At 46.2% G+C, this 18,345-nt stretch carries 19 protein-coding genes; 15 read left to right on the top strand and 4 right to left on the bottom strand.

Annotated elements, in window-relative coordinates:
- Positions 1 to 46: 46 nt before the first annotated feature.
- The gene (locus tag B3F51_RS00945) at positions 47 to 1,246 is read right to left on the bottom strand and encodes an MFS transporter (protein ID WP_349680176.1); all 1,200 of its coding nucleotides are present in this window, start codon (positions 1,244 to 1,246) and stop codon (positions 47 to 49) included.
- Between the two features lie 331 nt (positions 1,247 to 1,577).
- Here B3F51_RS00945 and B3F51_RS00940 point away from each other — a divergent pair, with 331 nt between their 5' ends.
- From B3F51_RS00940 to B3F51_RS00915, 6 genes are all read left to right on the top strand, one after another.
- Positions 1,578 to 2,375, top strand: coding sequence for a methyltetrahydrofolate cobalamin methyltransferase (locus B3F51_RS00940; protein ID WP_286944963.1), 798 nt, complete (start codon positions 1,578 to 1,580; stop codon positions 2,373 to 2,375).
- Between the two features lie 105 nt (positions 2,376 to 2,480).
- Complete coding sequence (locus B3F51_RS00935) at positions 2,481 to 3,110, top strand: corrinoid protein (RefSeq protein WP_286944961.1); 630 nt, start codon at positions 2,481 to 2,483, stop codon at positions 3,108 to 3,110.
- Between the two features lie 232 nt (positions 3,111 to 3,342).
- Positions 3,343 to 4,695 carry an MFS transporter gene (locus tag B3F51_RS00930; protein WP_286944959.1) on the top strand — a complete coding sequence of 451 codons (1,353 nt, stop codon included), beginning with the start codon at positions 3,343 to 3,345 and terminating at the stop codon, positions 4,693 to 4,695.
- Between the two features lie 322 nt (positions 4,696 to 5,017).
- Positions 5,018 to 5,290, top strand: a complete 273-nt coding sequence (locus B3F51_RS00925; RefSeq protein ID WP_286944957.1) for a type II toxin-antitoxin system prevent-host-death family antitoxin — start codon at positions 5,018 to 5,020, stop codon at positions 5,288 to 5,290.
- Positions 5,277 to 5,591: a type II toxin-antitoxin system RelE/ParE family toxin gene (locus tag B3F51_RS00920; RefSeq protein WP_286944955.1), complete on the top strand. Its 315-nt coding sequence runs from the start codon at positions 5,277 to 5,279 to the stop codon at positions 5,589 to 5,591. Before B3F51_RS00925 ends, B3F51_RS00920 begins: the two co-directional genes overlap by 14 nt.
- 342 nt (positions 5,592 to 5,933) lie before the next feature.
- Positions 5,934 to 6,827 carry a DMT family transporter gene (locus B3F51_RS00915; protein ID WP_286944953.1) on the top strand — a complete coding sequence of 298 codons (894 nt, stop codon included), beginning with the start codon at positions 5,934 to 5,936 and terminating at the stop codon, positions 6,825 to 6,827.
- 83 nt (positions 6,828 to 6,910) lie between these two features.
- Here the strand turns inward: B3F51_RS00915 and B3F51_RS00910 are convergent, their stop codons facing one another.
- Positions 6,911 to 7,522 (bottom strand): 4Fe-4S binding protein, encoded by a 612-nt coding sequence (locus B3F51_RS00910; protein ID WP_286944951.1) that lies wholly within the window; start codon positions 7,520 to 7,522, stop codon positions 6,911 to 6,913.
- Positions 7,519 to 7,851 carry a cupin domain-containing protein gene (locus B3F51_RS00905; RefSeq protein WP_286944950.1) on the bottom strand — a complete coding sequence of 111 codons (333 nt, stop codon included), beginning with the start codon at positions 7,849 to 7,851 and terminating at the stop codon, positions 7,519 to 7,521. The genes B3F51_RS00910 and B3F51_RS00905 overlap by 4 nt, the downstream gene beginning before the upstream one ends.
- An 89-nt stretch (positions 7,852 to 7,940) precedes the next feature.
- Between B3F51_RS00905 and B3F51_RS00900 the strand changes: the two genes are divergently transcribed.
- The 5 genes from B3F51_RS00900 (at position 7,941) to B3F51_RS00880 (ending at position 15,531) form a co-directional block, all read left to right on the top strand.
- The gene (locus B3F51_RS00900) at positions 7,941 to 8,597 is read left to right on the top strand and encodes a Crp/Fnr family transcriptional regulator (RefSeq protein WP_228880648.1); all 657 of its coding nucleotides are present in this window, start codon (positions 7,941 to 7,943) and stop codon (positions 8,595 to 8,597) included.
- 418 nt (positions 8,598 to 9,015) lie between these two features.
- On the top strand, positions 9,016 to 10,581 hold the full coding sequence (locus tag B3F51_RS00895) for a type I restriction-modification system subunit M (RefSeq protein WP_286944949.1): 1,566 nt from the start codon (positions 9,016 to 9,018) through the stop codon (positions 10,579 to 10,581).
- A 2-nt stretch (positions 10,582 to 10,583) separates the two neighbouring features.
- Complete coding sequence (locus tag B3F51_RS00890; RefSeq protein ID WP_286944947.1) at positions 10,584 to 11,372, top strand: hypothetical protein; 789 nt, start codon at positions 10,584 to 10,586, stop codon at positions 11,370 to 11,372.
- Positions 11,369 to 12,502: a restriction endonuclease subunit S gene (locus B3F51_RS00885; protein ID WP_286944945.1), complete on the top strand. Its 1,134-nt coding sequence runs from the start codon at positions 11,369 to 11,371 to the stop codon at positions 12,500 to 12,502. The genes B3F51_RS00890 and B3F51_RS00885 overlap by 4 nt, the downstream gene beginning before the upstream one ends.
- Complete coding sequence (locus B3F51_RS00880) at positions 12,499 to 15,531, top strand: type I restriction endonuclease subunit R (protein ID WP_286944943.1); 3,033 nt, start codon at positions 12,499 to 12,501, stop codon at positions 15,529 to 15,531. The genes B3F51_RS00885 and B3F51_RS00880 overlap by 4 nt, the downstream gene beginning before the upstream one ends.
- Before the next feature lie 334 nt (positions 15,532 to 15,865).
- On the opposite strand, the gene B3F51_RS00875 is transcribed toward B3F51_RS00880, so the two are convergent.
- Complete coding sequence (locus tag B3F51_RS00875; RefSeq protein WP_286944941.1) at positions 15,866 to 16,216, bottom strand: hypothetical protein; 351 nt, start codon at positions 16,214 to 16,216, stop codon at positions 15,866 to 15,868.
- Between the two features lie 364 nt (positions 16,217 to 16,580).
- Here B3F51_RS00875 and B3F51_RS00870 point away from each other — a divergent pair, with 364 nt between their 5' ends.
- The 4 genes from B3F51_RS00870 to B3F51_RS00855 all read left to right on the top strand — a co-directional run bounded on the left by B3F51_RS00870 (position 16,581) and on the right by B3F51_RS00855 (position 18,299).
- A complete protein-coding gene (locus B3F51_RS00870) occupies positions 16,581 to 16,835 on the top strand; it encodes a helix-turn-helix domain-containing protein (RefSeq protein ID WP_286808693.1) in 255 nt (84 codons plus the stop codon).
- Positions 16,836 to 16,857: 22 nt separating this feature from the next.
- Positions 16,858 to 17,550, top strand: a complete 693-nt coding sequence (locus B3F51_RS00865; protein WP_286944938.1) for a hypothetical protein — start codon at positions 16,858 to 16,860, stop codon at positions 17,548 to 17,550.
- Positions 17,551 to 17,574: 24 nt separating this feature from the next.
- Positions 17,575 to 17,889, top strand: a complete 315-nt coding sequence (locus tag B3F51_RS00860; protein ID WP_228880659.1) for a hypothetical protein — start codon at positions 17,575 to 17,577, stop codon at positions 17,887 to 17,889.
- Between the two features lie 182 nt (positions 17,890 to 18,071).
- Positions 18,072 to 18,299 carry a DUF1659 domain-containing protein gene (locus B3F51_RS00855; protein ID WP_286944937.1) on the top strand — a complete coding sequence of 76 codons (228 nt, stop codon included), beginning with the start codon at positions 18,072 to 18,074 and terminating at the stop codon, positions 18,297 to 18,299.
- The last annotated feature ends 46 nt before the right edge of the window (positions 18,300 to 18,345 follow it).

The following is an 18,345-nucleotide window of genomic DNA, read 5'->3' as shown; positions in this document are numbered from 1 at the left end:
TTTAATTAACCTTCTTTCTTAATTTAATTTTCAATCTTCAATTTTCTTACGATTCAACCGCTGTCTTCTTATCATTGATTACAAACAGGAATATCACGCCAACGAGCGGTGCCAGCGCCAGGGTAATCCAACAGGCACGGAAAGCTCCGGTCAAGTCAACGCTCATGCCGATGACAATTGGGGAAAGAATTGACGCCAGCTGGAAAACACAATTTTGCACACCCATTACCGACCCGGCAAGACGTTGAGGGGCATATTTTAAGGTCAGTGCATTTAAGTGAGCATTTGGCAAATAAGAGACAAATCCAAAGGCAAAACCGATAATCATCAAAGCATTAAGATTGGTTTGGAAGCCAAATAACAGGGTAACGATGCCGATCAAAATAAAGACGGCAATCAAATAAGTTTTAGTATTTAACTTGAACCACTTGACGATAAACCCCGTTAAGAGCGATGCCAGGATACCCGCGATACTGTAAAGAGTCATAATCGATCCGGCAGTTACCTTATCAAATCCGATTGTTGTCAGATATGAATTTGCCCATGTTGCGGTACCGAGACTTAAAAACATAAAGAAAAATCCAGCCAGACAGACAGCAGTCAAATTTCTTGTTGTAAAGACAGTGCGCACACCATCCAACAGTGAAGATTTTTCACCATCTGGTAATGGGGCTGACTTAACGTTTTTAACAAACAAAAATACTAAAGTGGCAATGGCAATTGCGATGAAACCAGTCACTCGGAAAGTAGTTTGCCAACTGTAGGCAGTCAGTAAATATACACCGAGTTTGTTGGCGATTGTCAGACCGACGGTCGGGCCGCATAATAAAATACCGAATGCAATTCCTCTTTCAGATTGGTCAAAATACTCCGCAATGGTTTTGCTGCAGCATGCCATGACAACGCCAGCCCCCAGGCCGGTAATAACTCTGATTACAAATCCCACTGAATATACCGTTACCAGCGACATGCCGATTGAAGCAAGTCCAGTGATTAAGATACCAACTGATAGTACATATTTTGTACCAACTCGATCAGCCATAATGCCCCCCGGGATTTGCGTAATGACGTAGCCGATAAAAAAAGCTGACATAAATGAACCGACGGCCGTATTGGAAATACCGAGAATCGGTGCAACAGTTGAGCCGAGCGGCGACCAGATAAAACGAGTCATAAACGTTGCGGAAAACGATGCTAACAACAGAATCAGAATGATCCATCGCTTGGTTGTTTTTGAAGTTTCCATGATTTTTTCTCCTTTTTGAATTTGAACTTCTCTTAAGATTTCATTTAAGATGCGGATTTTATATTTCCGTAATTTTATCCTCCTTTGCAATTTAATCCTTTTCATCGGATGGGCTCATTATACAATCGGGTTTTATTTTTGTCAACACAAAAACTGACTTTTTAATACGAGAATCAAATAAATGCATTGAATATAGGAATAAATTCTTTAATTTAGCTGATTTTATATAACGAAAATCAAATTTGCGTTTGACAAAAATAGTGTTCGGAATTATAATGATCGTAAATAAAGTCATTTTGATAAGAAATGAATACAAAAGGAGATAAGAAAATTGATTATTATTGGAGAAAAAATTAACGGTGCCATTCCCTCAACCGCCAAAGCGATTGCGGCCAGGGATGCCGAATTTATCAAAAACCTGGCGATTAAGCAGGCTGAAGCCGGAGCGGATTTTATTGATGTCTGCGCTTCCGTTGATGATGACATCGAACTGGAAACCATGAAATGGCTGATTGATATTGTTCAAGAAGCGGTGGATACGCCGATTGCGGTGGACAGCCCCAATGTCTACACTTGCATCGAGTCCATGAAATACTGTAATAAACCAGGACTGTTTAATTCCGTTTCCCTGGAAGGCGATAAGGTCGATGTGGCGTTTAAAGCCATTGCCGATACTAAATGGGAATGCGTGGCGCTACTTAACAGCGACAAGGGGATTCCTAAAACGGCTAAAGACCGTCTGGATGTTTTTGCTGAACTGATGGTTAAGGTCAAAGAATATAGCATTGACCCCTCGAGAATGCATATTGATCCATTGATTGAAATGCTGTGTACCTCCGAAGATGGAATCCAGATGGTGACCGAGGTGATCCGCGGCATCAAAGCTCAATATCCAACCATCCATGTCACTGGTGCGGTCAGCAACATTTCCTTTAATCTGCCCGCCCGTCGGATTGCCAATCAGGCTTTTGCTGTTTTGGCCATGAGCGCCGGAATGGATAGCTTCATCCTTGATCCGCTGAACAAGGATATGATGGGCATGCTGTTTGCCACCGAAGCGATGATGGGCGAAGACGAATACTGTATGGAATACATCGGCGCCTTCCGTGAAGGTATCTTTGTAAAATAATTCACAACAAAATCCGGGGCTCACACAGGTTGCGGGTAGATGAAATAAAGATAAGTGCATTGCATCTAAATCAAAATCTAAATCAAAAATCAAAGGAGAAAAAACATGTCAAAAATTGAAGAAGTAAAAGGTTTGGTCGAAACTGGTAAATCAAAGAAAGTAGCAGCCGCGGTTCAGGAAGCATTGGATGCTGGCGACAAAGCACAGGATATTCTGGATGCGATGATCGCTTCCATGGGTGTGGTTGGCGATAAATTCTCGTCCGGCGAAATCTTTGTCCCAGAAATGTTAATTGCTGCCAAAGCGATGTCCAAAGGCGTGGAAGTTTTAAAACCAATGATGGCCAGCGATGGCGCAAGCTCACTGGGAACCTGTATCATGGGAACCGTTGCTGGCGATCTCCACGATATCGGTAAAAACCTGGTTGTGATGATGCTGGAAAGTGCTGGCTTTGATATGGTTGATTTAGGCGTTGATGTCCCCGCAGAACGATTTGTGGAAGCGGCCAAAGAAAATAAAAATGTCGTGCTGATTGCCTGTTCCGGTCTGTTAACCACCACCATGCCAGCTTTAAAAGAAGCGGTCCAGACTGTTAAAGCAGCTTTACCTGACATGAAAGTTATTGTCGGTGGGGCACCTGTTACCCAGGAATACGCTGACGAAATCGGTGCTGATGGTTATGCTCCAGACGCCGGCAGCTCGGCATCAAAAGCCAAAGAACTCGTCGGCGCATAAATTTATAGATACAAGATGCAAGATCAATTATTGATTGCTGTGATTCTGAAACCGGTTGAAATAATTGGTCTTGTACTGTATTTAGGCTGAAAAATGAATGATACGACAGGAGATCGTTTTCAACTCAATTGGCTAATAACATAATTGTTGCTCAGAAGATGATAACAGGATAAATTGTAAACGTATATTTTGTGGGGTATCGAACAAAAATAATTAAAGAGGTGACGAAGCATTGAATAGTTTCAGTATTTCCGAAGTAATGGATTCCCTTGGCGTTAACAAATTTACCTGGCAGATGTTTTTTATGCTGGGTTTAGCGATGGTGTTTGATGGTTATGATAACATGATCGTATCCTACACGATGCCACAAATTGCGACTGAATGGGGCTTAAGTGCCGTCGCAAAAGGGAGTTTATCATCCTGGAGTCTGATCGGTTTAATTTTTGGGAGCGCAGTCGCAGGTATTATTTCGGATAAAATTGGCAGACGAAAAGCATTAATGTTTGCAATTACTGTGTATTCGGCAATGAATATTCCAATCTTTTTTTCTAATAGTTTCGAAATGTTTGCAATCTTTCGTTTATTGGCGGGGGTTGGATTGGGCGCCTGCATTCCGATTGTCATCACGACTTTTTCGGAGTCGACGCCAACAATCAAACGGGCAATTTTTATCACTGTCGGCATGGCATGGATGGTTATTGGCTGGATACTTGCCGGATTGATAGCCACAGCAGTCGTTACTCAATGGGGATGGCGGTTTTGCTATCTGATTGGTGGTTTTCCGCTGGTGTATGCAATTTTTATTTACTTTAAAATGCCAGAATCGGCTTATTGGTTAGCGAATAAAGCGTATCGGGCAGAAGCCGTTAAGGCACTGCAAAATATCCAACGCATCGCAACGGGAAAAATAACGGATTGGAATCCGGATGCATTAGTAATTCCAAAAAAACCGAAGCAGGTGGGTGTTAAAGCACTTTTTTCAAAAAAATACATCCACGTGACAACCGGTATCTGGATTATGTATTTTTGTGGGTGTTTTGTTGTTTATGGAATTAATGCCTGGCTACCCTCGTTAATGCTGGAAAAGGGTTTGAGCTTGACGACCGCTTATGGTTTGGCAATCGCTCAAAATGTGGCAGCGATTGTTGCGAGTTGCTCTACAGGTTTTGTTGCCGAAATCGTTGGTCGAAAACGGAATCTGATTATTTCCTTTGGGGTAGAGGCAGTTTCAATTATAATCATGGCAACCATAAACGGCGGTGTTGGAGTGATTCTAGCCGCTTGTATTTTCCTGGGGTTTGCAATAAACTATTCCATTACAGCTGTTCAACCGCTATTGGCAGAGGCTTATCCAACAGAGTTTAGAAACACTGGGGTGGCGAGTTGCCATGCATTTGGACGAATTGGTGCGGCAAGCGCTCCGATCATCACCGGTATGATTATCGGGATGGGTCAAGGCTATACCATTTCGTTTTTGTTTTATGTGGTTCTGCCGGTAATCGGTCTTTTAGCAGCAATGTTTTTAATCCAGCAGGAAACAAAAGGAAAATCACTGGATGAACTTGCTGAGATGAAATCAGAATAATTATCGGGGTGAGGAGTTAAAGTGTCTGCTACTGAAATGTCGGATACAGTGGAAACCCGGATATTCCGTCAACGAGGTATCCGAGATGATGTCGGCTACTGTTCAGATGGTACTCGAAAGTAAAGAGGTTGATCATTGATCAGCAATAACAAAATAGCGTGATTAACTCAGAAATGCCTTATAACTAATTAGGCGTTTCTTTATTTTGCGCCAAATCAAAAACCATGGCATATAAATTAGTGTCAGGCACCATAAATGTCTTATTGTTAATCTAAAGATATTCTAGTATAATATCTTTAGATTAACGAAGGGGGACAATCAAATGCCTAATATCAAATCCAGTACCGATCTAAGAAATAATTACAACGAAATCTCTAAGTTCTGTCACAAACACGGAGAACCCGTCTTCATCACTAAAAATGGTCAGGGGGACTTGGCGGTCATGAGCATCGAAGCCTATGAAATGTTAAGCGGCAAGCTTGAACTTTATCGCGCCCTTGATGAAGGCAGCGCCGCCATCAAAGCGGAAAAAAAACGACCGCTTAGGGATGTCATGCAGGACTTACGCCAAGAGATAAGCGATGGCAACTTATAACATTGAAATCTCAGAGCCAGCCGAAAATGACCTTCGTGATATGATCCACTACATATCTTCACAATTGTCATCACTAATGACGACAACTAATATGATGGATATAATCGAAGAAGGGCTGCTCGGTTTAGCGGATCTGCCGCAGAAATGTCCGGCTGTTCGTGATGATCGACTGGCTGCGATGGGATACCGTAAACTGTTGATCAAAAACAATGTCGCTTTTTTTACGATCGTTGAACATTCTAAAGTCGTCAATATTGAACGAATCCTCTATGCCCGGCGGGATTGGTTACGTATCTTGTAGTCTTTAAGTTTATGAAGGTGTCAGGCACGCAGGCATCTAGGCACGCAGGCATCTCCAACCGCGCGTCGACGCTTAAATGAGCCGGAGCCACCTTAGCTAAACAGTTTTTCTTGACAGACTTGTCCAGATGGGGTTAAATAATCAGTAACTAAGAAAACAAGGAGGCTTGACATGGGAAGAATCTCAGGTAAACCACTATCACCACCAACTGTCTCATCGCAGAAGTAGCGTTGAGACGATCAAAAGACCATGTTCTCCAATGGCTGATTCTGCGATTGCTATAATTATTGGTGTTAGCATCATACATCTTTGCATAAGTATTTATAGAAAGCGAGAACAGTCGTGAAATCAAAATTAATGTTTATTCTGGCGATGGTGATCTTCGGAACCATCGGCATTTTTGTGCGGTTTATCAATCTGGAATCCAGTGAAATCGCCATGCTCAGAGGACTGATTGGCAGTCTTTTTCTGTTGCTGATCAGCCTTATCCGGCGTGAAAAAATGGCGCTTTCCAGCGTCCGTGAAAACCTCTTGCCCTTGGTGTTTTCAGGCGCTGTCCTGGCTGGCAATTGGATCTTTTTGTTTGAAGCGATCAAGCATACTACCATTGCCAATGCCACCCTGAGTTATTATATGGCACCCGTCTTTGTCATCGGTCTGTCACCATTGGTGCTGCAGGAAAAGATCATCCCCCGCAAGGTTATTTGTCTGGGGGCGGCCCTAGTCGGGATGTTGCTGATCTTAAAAGGCAGCAGCCAGAGCGGCACCGTGGGAAATGATCTGCTGGGCATTGCCTGGGGGATTGCCGCGGCGGGCTGTTATGCCAGCCTGATGCTGACCAATAAGTTTATTAAAAAGATGAACGGCATGGCCACCACCTTGCTGCAGCTTAGCATCGCCACGGTGGTGTTATTTTGCTATGTGAGTCTAAACGGCGGCATCGCTTTTTCCGGCCTCACCGCGGTGTCGGTGACCGCCGTGCTGGCGTTGGGCCTGGTGCATACCGGGCTGGGCTTTTTTCTCTTCTTTACCGGCATGAAAGGGCTTAATGGTCAGAGCATCGCCACCCTCAGTTATATCGACCCGATCACCGCGCTACTGGCGTCATTTTTGGTTTTTGGCGAAGCCATGAATGGGGTCCAGATGCTGGGAGCCGCGCTGCTACTGGGGGCCACCTTCCTGGGCGAACATAAAACCGCCAAGCCGCCGGAACTAGTCGGCGACGAGCAGATGTAGTTAACAATTAATCTTTTACCAGAAACGTCATTCAGTTTAGTGAATGGCGTTTTTTTATGGGGAGGGGTGGTTTTGCTAAAACCTTACTGATAGCGGATGGCTTTCTGGTGGCAGCTTTGCTGACACTTCAGGCAAACCAGGCAGTGGTGCTTGACAATCTGATGTTTAGATTGCTTTTTTATCGCTCCTGCGGGACAGGCTTTTTGACAGGCTCCACAGTTGTTGCATTGTTCCGGGTCGATGACCATCGCGTGGCGGGCTTTCATCCCGCTGAGACTTAAGATCGTCCCATAGGGACATAAAAAACGATGCCACAGCTCCGCCGGAAAGAAAAGAGTGAGGATGGCGCCGCCGGCAAAGAGCAGCGGCAGAATCGGCAGTTTTTGGCCAGTCACGATCACAAAGATAAAGACCAGCAAAAATAGCAACAGGATCACCAGGGGCAGCCAGGGTTTTGACAGCCAGCGGGGAATTTTAAAGCTCTTGATATGGGCTTTCTGTTTCACAAAGGTGATCCCTTCAATCACCGTGTTGATCGGACAGATAAAGCCACAGTAAAGGCGGCTCCACAACAGCGAAACCAGCAGCCCCAGCCCAAAAACGCCCATCCACAGCTGAATTTTACCGGTCATAAACAGGGCCACGAACAGGCCCAGAAAAGCCAGTTGGATGACCCGACGCCAGACGGTTGTCATTGCTGGTCCAGCTGATAAAAGGCCGGGCTGGGGGCTTTGATCACAAAAATTTCCAGAATTTCGGGATCTCGGTTATTAACATTCATTTTGATGTGGTAGGGAATATTGATGATCGCTCCGGCTTCATAGCGGTGCGCTTCCTGGTCAGCCAGTTGTAGAGTAAGTGTCCCTTTAATGACAATCATATAGACGTTGGAATTGGAAAAGTGTTCTTTTAAACCTTCGCCTTCCGGGAAAATCATGTGATTGATCATCACCGGCTGGTCATCGATAATTTTTTCGATCCGTTTTTCGCTGCCACGGGTAAATGCATAAATTTTTTCTAACATGATAATATCTCCTTTTACTTCAAGATATAATCGAGTATAATCGAAAAATAAAAGAAAAGGTGTTACTATGGTAACACAAGGGGATAAAAATGAAAAATAATGAGATCTTGCGCTTATTGACCAGCGCCAATTATTTTAGTGGCTTTTGTGAAGCGGAGCTGGCAGAAATAATCCATTCTCCAAAAACGAAGATCGGAGAATATCTTAAGGATCAGGTCATTCATTTAAAAGATGAACCCTGTCAGCGGATGGATGTGATTCTGTCGGGCCGGGTGGCGGTTTTGAATCTGGATGAAAATGGCAACATGCTGATTGTCAACGTCTTTGGCGTCGGGGAAAGTATTGGGGAAAATCTGCTCTTTGCCGTCAGAAACGGTTATCCAATGACGGTGATGGCGGCCACCCAAGTCATGATGCTGCATCTAGAACGGGAACTGGTTCTGTCCCTCTGCCAGAAAAATGCCGACTTTCTTAAAGGCTTGCTGCAGTCGATTTCGGAAAAGACGATGATTCTGACCGATAAGCTGACGGTAATTTCCTTAAAAACCGTGCGCCAGCGGATTAACGATTACCTCAGTCATCAATACCAGCTTCAGCAAAGCCCGGTGATCACCTTGGACTGCTCCAAGAAAGAATTGGCGGAGCGGCTGGGTGTGCAGCGGACTTCCCTGAGCCGGGAACTGGCCAAAATGAAAAAAGCCGGTTTGCTGGATTTTGATGCCAAAACGATTACGATTAAAGCTTAGGCGTGTCTATCACCCGGCCGATATGGCAGGTTTGATGAAAACATCAAAAAAAATGTCATGGAGGATGAAATTATTTTGTATGAAAGAGAAAAGTCGGAACCATCGAATACCAGAAAATCATGTATCAGGAAGCACAGTCAATTGATGATGATGATTTTGATTTGTGGGAAGAACAGGAGTAATAAAAACGAAATAAACGATCAACCAATCCCAGCGGGAGTGCCGGGATTGGCTATTTTTATGAGGGGTTTATTTTTACTGCCGTGTCGCTGGTCATGCTGGCCTTTCATTCACTTTTATAAAGAGCAGTTGCGATTTTCTGATGGCTGAGTTAAAATGATACCGTATGACCGTCAGCGCCTGGCACTGATCGGACAAAATGCGAAGCGACAAAAAAAGCAGAGATGGAGAAGAACACATGGCTGATAATAAAAAAGAACAACAACGGGCGGAACTGCACCGGACCATCTGGAATATTGCCAATGACCTGCGTGGCAGTGTCGATGGCTGGGATTTTAAGCAGTATGTGCTGGGGATGCTCTTTTACCGCTATATCTCAGAGAATCTGACCGACTACATTAACCGCGGCGAGCATGAAGCTGGTAACAGCGGTTTTTCGTATGCCCAACTATCGGACGCCGAAGCCGAAGAAGCCCGGGCTGATCTGGTTTTGACCCGGGGTTTCTTTATTTTGCCCAGTGAGCTGTTTGAGAACGTTAGGAGCCGCGCCGCCGCGGACGAGAACCTCAATGAAACGCTGGAGCAGGCCTTTTGCAATATTGAAAGCTCGGCCCAGGGCAGCATCAGCGAAGATGATTTTAAAGGCCTGTTTGATGATATTGACGTCAATAGCAACAAGCTCGGCGGCACCGTTGCCAAGCGCAACGAAATGCTCGTCAAGCTCTTGGACGGCATCGGCGACATGAATCTCGGCGGCTATCAGGACAATACCATTGATGCCTTTGGTGACGCCTACGAATACCTGATGGGGATGTACGCCTCCAATGCTGGCAAAAGCGGCGGCGAATACTACACCCCCCAGGAAGTCAGCGAACTGTTGACCCGGATCACCCTGGTCGGTAAAACGGAGGTCAATAAGGTCTATGACCCGGCCTGCGGCTCCGGCTCGCTGCTGTTAAATTTTGCCAAGATTCTCGGCAAAGAAAACGTCCGCCAGGGCTTCTATGGTCAGGAAATCAACATCACCACCTATAATCTCTGCCGCATCAATATGTTTCTCCATGATATTGACTACGACAAGTTTGATATCGGCCATGGCGACACCCTGACCGACCCGATGCACTGGGATGACGAACCCTTTGAAGCGATTGTCTCCAATCCGCCTTACTCCATCCGCTGGGATGGCGATGCCAATCCGCTGCTGATCAATGATCCCCGTTTTTCCCCGGCCGGGGTGCTGGCACCCAAGTCCAAGGCCGACCTGGCTTTTATTTTGCATTCTCTGGCCTGGCTGGCAACCTCCGGGACGGCCGCAATTGTCTGTTTTCCGGGGGTGATGTATCGGGGCGGCGCCGAGCAGAAGATCCGCAAATACCTGATTGATAACAACTACATTGACTGCGTCATTCAACTACCGGGGAATCTTTTCTTTGGCACCAGCATTGCCACCTGCATCATGGTGTTAAAAAAGTCCAAAAGCGAAAACAGCACCCTGTTTATTGATGCCGCCAAAGAATGCGTCAAGGTTACCAATAACAACAAACTGACTCCGGCCAATATCGAGGCGATTATCACCGCCTATAAAAACCGCGCCGACCGTGAGCATTTTGCCCGGCTGGTGCCCAATGCCGAGATTGCCGCCCAGGATTATAACCTGTCGGTAACCAGCTACGTCGAGCCGCCGGATCTGCGGGAAGTGATTGATATCACCGTGCTTAATGCTGAAATTAAGGAAATAGTTGCTCGGGAGGACGTGCTTCGACGGGAAATTGATGCGATTATCGCAGAAATCGAAGAGGTATAATAATGCGTTTATCTGATGTATTATCCAAGTCGCCAACACTCGATTTTAAACAAGTTGAGGGGTTTCTCGGTGCGAAAACTCTTGCAGCAGGAAAGCAGCAAAAAATAAAAGTTGGAAAAATTGCGTTAAATTATTATTGCAAGAATTGCGAGGATGTACGTACTTTTTGCTCGGGAGATGAAATTTATTGTATCGGCGTAAACGAGCATCTTGTCAGCTTAGATTGTGTTCTTAGTTGCCATTGCGGTGCATTAGTTCAAGTATGGTTTTTGGTGGATTGCGATAGCGATATTAATGGGCGTGCACCTGAAATACGCATCTTGAAACGCAGTGAAAAATTGTCAACAGATGTACTATTAGATAAAGCTCAATATGGTGAATTTTCTGAATTGTTGGAAAAAGCACAAAACGCTCATCGCGAAAGACTCGGCGCTGGTGCTATAGTGTACTTAAGAAAAATTTTCGAGAAGATCACAGTACAAACTGCAGATGCTACTGGGATTGTTTATAAAAAGTATGAAGGTGGTAATCCAAAGAACTTCTCAAATTTGTTGAAAGAAGTCGATAAACAGTGTTCAATTATTCCAAGAGAGTTTTCAGAAAATGGGTACAGATTATTTCGTGAACTTAGCGACATCGTACATGGTGGATATAATGAAGAATTGGCTTTGGTAAAGTTTGAATCGTTACACAGGCTTATTATTGGAATTCTTGATAACGTTAAAATTAATAATGAGCTGATGTCTGCAATTGGTTCACTGGGATGGAATGATGGAGGTGAACAGTTATGAATAAATTAGAGCAATTAATAGAAGAGTATTGCCTGGATGGTGTGGAGTATAAAAGTATAGGCAGTGTTGTAAATTATGTTCAGCCATCAAAATATATAGTGAATAGCACCGATTATAACGATGATTTTTCAACTCCTGTTCTAACTGCCGGACAATCATTCATTCTTGGTTATACTAACGAAATTGATAATTTATATGATGCTTCAAAAGAAAATCCAGTTATCATTTTTGATGATTTTACAGGAGCATTCAAGTGGGTTGACTTTCCGTTTAAAGTGAAATCATCTGCAATGAAAATGCTGACTGAAAATGGTGACGAAACCGTATTGCGTTATATATATCATATTATGGGAAATATTGGTTACTCGTCAAATGAACACAAAAGGCTTTGGATAAGTAAATATTCAGTAATCAAAATCCCCCTCCCGCCGCTGCCGGTGCAGGGTGAAATTGTCCGGATTCTGGACAATTTCACGGAGCTTACAGCGGAGCTTACAGCGGAGCTGTCAGCACGGAAAAAGCAATATGAGTATTATCGGAATAAACTGCTGACTTTTGGTGATGAAGTGGAATGGAAAACATTGGGTAGCGTATGTGTAATGAAAGCAGGAAAGACAATAGCAGCTACTAATATTTCGGAAATAAAAAGTGTTGATTCACCGTATCCCTGTTATGGAGGCAATGGTCTACGTGGCTATGTTAAGACATTTAATCAAGTAGGTGAAGCACCGCTAATCGGAAGACAAGGGGCTTTGTGTGGAAACGTTTGTTTTGCCACAGGTGAATATTATGCAACGGAACATGCCGTGGTAGTTGCACATGGTATTAATTATAATGCACGTTTTTTATATCATTTGTTGATTGCTATGGATTTGAATCAGTATAAAACTGCTGGTGCACAGCCAGGCCTCTCGGTTGCAAAATTAGAAAAAATTATGGTTCCTGTCCCACCCCTCGAAGTCCAAGCCCGGATCGTTGCCATCCTCGACCGCTTCGACACCCTCTGCAACGACCTGACCAGCGGCCTGCCCGCTGAAATTGAGGCCCGGCGTCAGCAATACGAATATTACCGCGACCAGCTGTTAAGCTTTCCGGCCCGGGTCAACAGCGAAACGGAGGTGAGTGCATGAGCCTTTACAACGTTGTTGTGGCTTCCAACGAAAGCACCGTCGTGGCCGAATACCGGGCCGATTACAGCCGCTCGGATGCCTACCAGAGCGAGGCCGAGCTGGAGCGGGAACTGCTCCGCCTGCTTTCGGCCCAGGGCTACGAGTATTTGTGCATTCACGATGAAGCCGCCCTGGTGGCCAATCTGCGCCGCCAGCTGGAAGCCCTCAATGACTATAGCTTTTCGGATTCGGAATGGGACTGGTTTTTTAAAAAATGCGTGGTTGGTGCCAATGACGGGATTTTAGAGAAAACCCGTCGAATCCAGACCGACCACATCCAGAACCTAAAGCGTGACGACGGCACCACCAAAAATATCAGTCTGATCGATAAAAAAAATATTCACAACAACCGCCTGCAGGTGATCAACCAGTATCAGGAAGTAGGCGGCAGCTATGACACCCGTTATGACGTCACCATTCTGGTCAATGGCCTGCCGCTGGTTCATATCGAACTGAAGCGCCGGGGCGTCGCCATCCGGGAAGCCTTTAATCAGATTAAACGCTATCAGCGGGACAGCTTCTGGGCCGCCAGCGGGCTGTTTGAGTATATCCAGATTTTTATCATTTCCAATGGTACCCACACCAAGTATTATTCCAATACCACCCGGGCCAGCCACGTCAGGGAAAGCGCTGCCGGGGAACGCAAAAAGAGTAAGAAGACCAGCAACAGTTTTGAATTCACCTCCTACTGGGCCGACTTAAGCAACACCGCCATTGCCGACCTGGTCGACTTCACCCGGACTTTTCTGGCTAAACACTCGCTCTTAAACGTCCTGACCAAATACTGTGTCTTTACCACCGAAGCGCTACTATTGGTGATGCGGCCCTATCAGATTGCCGCCACCGAGCGGATCCTCTCGCGGATCGAAATTTCTCATAACTACAAGCAAACCGGGACGCTGGCTGCCGGCGGCTATATCTGGCATACCACTGGCAGCGGCAAAACCCTGACCTCCTTTAAAACCGCCCAGCTGGCCACGGCCCTGCCCTATATCGACAAGGTGCTGTTTGTGGTCGACCGGAAAGACCTGGACTACCAGACCATCAAGGAATACGACCGTTTCCAGAAGGGCGCCGCCGACAGCAATAGCTCCACCAGAATTCTTAAGCAGCAGCTGGCCGACAGCAGTTCTAAGATTATCATCACGACGATTCAGAAGCTTGATGTCTTTGTCTCCCAGAACAAGGGCCATGGGGCCTTTAAAAAACATGTTGTGATCATCTTTGACGAATGCCACCGGTCGCAGTTTGGTGATATGCATAAAAAAATCGTCACCGCCTTTAAGCACTATCACATTTTTGGTTTTACCGGAACGCCGATTTTTGCCACCAATGCCAGCAGTGGCGGCAACCCGGCCATGCGCACCACCCCCCAGGCCTTTGGCGACAAGCTGCATACCTATACGATTGTCAATGCCATCAATGACGGCAACGTGCTACCCTTTCGGATTGACTATATCAACACCGTCAAGATGAAAGATGGGCTGGCGGATAAAGCGGTGGCCGCCATTGATACCGAAGCAGCCCTGGCCGACCCGGCCCGGATCCGGGCGGTTGTCACTTATCTGCTGGAGCATTTTGACCAGAAGACCAAGCGCAACCATTTCTATTCGCTTAAGGGACAGCGGGTCGCCGGCTTTAACTCGATTTTGGCAGTCAGCTCGATCCCGGTGGCCAAAAAATATTATCTCGAACTGAAAAAACAGCTAACCGAGCAGGGCCGGGCCCTTAATGTGGCCACCATTTTCAGCTTTTCCGCCAACGAAGCCGATCCCGAGGATGTTTTTCCCGACGAGGATTTTGATACCGAAAGCCTCGATCAATCCTCCCGGGATTTTCTGGAAGCGGCCATTGCCGATTATAACCGCGACTTTAATACTAACTATGATACCTCGGCCGACAAGTTTCAAAACTATTATAAAGACCTGTCGCTGCGGATGAAAAACCGGGAGGTCGATCTGCTGATTGTTGTGAATATGTTTTTAACCGGCTTTGATGCCACCACCCTCAACACCCTGTGGGTCGATAAAAACCTCAAGCAGCACGGCCTGATTCAGGCCTTCTCGCGGACCAACCGGATCCTTAATGCCGTTAAAACTTATGGCAACATCGTCTGTTTCCGGGATTTACAGGAGCAAACCGATGCCGCCATCGCCCTGTTTGGCGATAAGGATGCCGGCAGCATCGTGCTGCTGAAAAACTTTGACAGCTATTATTATGGCTTTGACGAAGATGGCCAGCATCACCCCGGCTACACCGAATTGATTGCCCAGCTTAGTCAAAAATTTCCGCTGGGGCTGGCGATCATCGGCGAACAGAACCAGAAGGACTTTATCCGGCTGTTTGGGGCAATCCTGCGGCTTAAGAATATCCTGACTGCCTTTGACAACTTTTCCGGCCAGGAAATTCTGACCAACCGGGATTTTCAGGACTACCAGAGTCTTTATCTGGATCTCTATCACGACTTTGTTGATGATCACAAGGCTGACAAGGAACGGATCAACGACGACCTCGTCTTTGAAATTGAACTGATCCGCCAGGTCGAAATCAACATCGATTATATCCTGATGCTGGTGGCCCAATACCATGCCTCCAACTGTGAGGACAAGAGTATCCTGGTGGCGATTGATAAGGCCATCGGCGCCAGTATTGAGCTGCGCAGCAAGAAGGTCCTGATTGAACACTTTATTGAGACAGTCAATGCGTCAACCAAGGTGGACGAGGCGTGGCGCCGCTTTGTCGATGAGCAGAAAGAGAGCGACCTGGAGGAACTGATCAGTGCCGAAAAACTCAAACCGGAGGAAACCAGAAAATTTATCGATAACGCCTTCCGTGATGGGGCGCTGAAAACTAGCGGCACCGACATCGATAAAATCATGCCGCCAGTATCACGCTTTGGAGGTGGCAACCGGGCCGCCAAAAAGCAAAGTGTCGGCGACAAGCTGATGAAATTCTTTGAAAAGTATTTCGGGCTGGTGTCGGAAGAATAGTCAAAAGCGCCGCTGCTAAACATTTTAGGAGGTAGCGCTACGAAATAGCGAACAAGGAGAATTAAGAAGATGGATTTAGCCAAAGCCGATATAAAGCTCGATACAAAGCTAGTTGGAACCGTTGCAGGTAAATTTTATATTCCCTCATATCAAAGAGGATCTGCGTCATCCGCGTCCCGTAAACCTCAGTAGGGGAATGCAAAAAGTGTAAGAAGACCGGAAAAAATGCCCCCACTATCATAAAAATAGCTTTCAGCACCAGAAACGCCCCTCCCACGGGCGTTTCTTTTTTTGCGCTGCCACCCACGCCACCACCAAGCATTAAATCCGTCTATCAAGCATCCGCCCCCCAGCCCACCGCCGCCAATGCCGCCGCTGATTTGAGTTGGTAGAAGGTGATTCCCTGGTGGGTAAAAGACAGTTCCAGTGGATAATCTGGGCAGTTGCGCTGTTTAAGCATCAGGGTTTGACCGGCGGCCGCAGCCAAAACGCCGATCCCCTCATGAACATGGACACCGCAGTCATTGCCACAGAGCACAATTTGCGGGTAGTGGCTTAGCGCCGTCAATTCCTTTTTAGCGGCGACCAGACGGCAAAGATAAGCGCTGACGGGTTCCGGAAGCGCCGGATGGCCCTTGCCATGGGGTTTCAGGTGGTTACTCATTACCGGATTATGATGATTCATCGTTATTTTTTCCCTTCGTTTTAAAATTTGCTAGCGGCTCAACTTTTCCTGATTATAACACCGTCGCCGGACCAGGTAAACGGGTTTGGCCGAAAAAATCCATTTCAGTAGAAAGTCGACGGTCAGCCGCTGGATTTGATCGAACGTTGCTCATCAACCGTACAAATTGTACTGAAATAGAATAAGTACATTGGAAACGCTTGCAATTGGCAATAGATCGGCTATAATTATTCTAAAATGGACAGCGAAAGGAGCGCTGACTATTTTGACCCTTGTCTGCCATGTCGGGTTTGATTTACTGAGTCGATGACAGTAATAAGAACAGACCAAAAGAATTTTAAAAAATTTGAGGAGGAAACTTGTTATGATGCGGAAAGAAAGACAAAAAATTATCGGTCAGCGGTTAATGATGCTGCGGGGGGAGCGCACCCAGAAAGAGGTGGCTGAGGCCCTGGGGATCAGTGAGTGTTGTTTTCGACATTATGAATCGGGTCGCTGCGGTCCCAAGGATACGCTAAAAAAACCCATTGCGGACTACTTCAACGTGGAGATCAGCGCCTTGTTTTTTATCTTTGACCAGCCCTTTGAGCTACCGGAAGAATCGGTCGGGTCACGATGAACGTAAAGTTGACAGGTGTAACATGCAGGTAAATTTTATTGTGGAAGTGACCAGTTTTTACCGGCTGGTTAAGCATCAGCATCTGGGGACCAATGCCCAGCTGCTCTGGTTTCATCTGTTTTGTCTCTGGAACGAGGCCGGTTTTCCCGACTGGCTGCAGGTGGATATGCTGCGGATGATGAGTATGATTCAGGTCAATAACAAAAATACCCTGATTCGGGCCCGGGCGGAGCTTCTTGAAGCGGGTCTGCTGTTGAGCCGGCGGGGTGTGAACCGCCAACCCAATCTCTACCAGCTGCAACCGGTGCCACGGCAATCCGGCTGTGGGATGCCCAAAAACAATGGTTTTGAGGCCTCGTGTGGGGCGCAGACGGTACCGCCGGTGGTACCGCAAACGACACATGAAACGACACTTGAAACGGGACACTTATTTAAACCAGACCAGACCAAACCAACGGTTCAAAAAGAGAAAAGCGCCTTTGGCCAGTATGGCAATGTCTTATTGACCGGGGCAGAACTTGATAAACTGCAAGAGCAATTCCCCGAGACCTGGGAGGAGTGGATCAGACGGTTGGATACCGGTAAGGAAGCAAAGGGCTACCAATACGTAAGCGACTATGCCGCTATTTTAAACTGGTTTGAAAAGGACGAGAACGATGCCCGGGATAAGGCCTTTGCCGAGCTGATGAAAGAGACCCAGCTGTTGTTGGGCTGATTAATGAATGCGATGGAGGAAAAGATGACCCAAGAACTATTTATTGAAAACAACGGTGAGCTGATTCAGAATACGCTGGTGAAAGGGGACCTGGTTAAAGCCGAGGAGCAGATGCTAAAAGGGCTCAAGGAACAGCTAAGGACCAATATGGAAAAGGCTGGCCTCGACCGGATCGTAACCAATGGTTTTAAAATTGTGATCGTCGGCGAAACCAGAAACACTGGCATTAATATCCGGGCGATGGAAAAGGCCGAACCGGAGCTCTATGTGCGGCTGCTAAACGACTACCTCAAGGTCAGCAGTCGCAAGAGCTATCTCAAAGTGGAATATCTGTCCTGATGGTTAAAAGGGCGGGGCGAACCGTACAAAAGTTACTGAATATTAAATTTAATGTAAATAAATACACAATAAGCAAATATTTATGTTATAATAGTTCTATCAGATCAACAACAGAAGAGCGATGATGGTTTTAGCCCACGTGCGTCGTTGTTGCCGCTGAAATAAGAAAAAGGAGGTAAACCATGGCAACAGTCAGTGAAACCTATTCAGTCAAAATGGTGACCCGTCTGAATTACGGCCTGGTAAACGGCAAGGAAGTCATAAAAAATAAAACCTACAACGACATCAGTCCGGATGCCACCATCGCCGCAATGCACACCGTGGCTACGGCAATCACCGGATTGCAGGCGCCCGCAATGGAGGAAATGTTTCGGATTCAGCAGGATGCGATTTTCGACGACGGCCTGTAAGCTCAGTAATTTCAAAATAAAACCGAAAGCTTCCTGTATAATTTAA

The organism is Acetobacterium sp. UBA5834 (genome assembly GCF_002435675.1).
GTDB lineage: Bacteria > Bacillota > Clostridia > Eubacteriales > Eubacteriaceae > Acetobacterium > Acetobacterium wieringae.
This window is presented reverse-complemented; position numbering and strand designations above follow the sequence as displayed.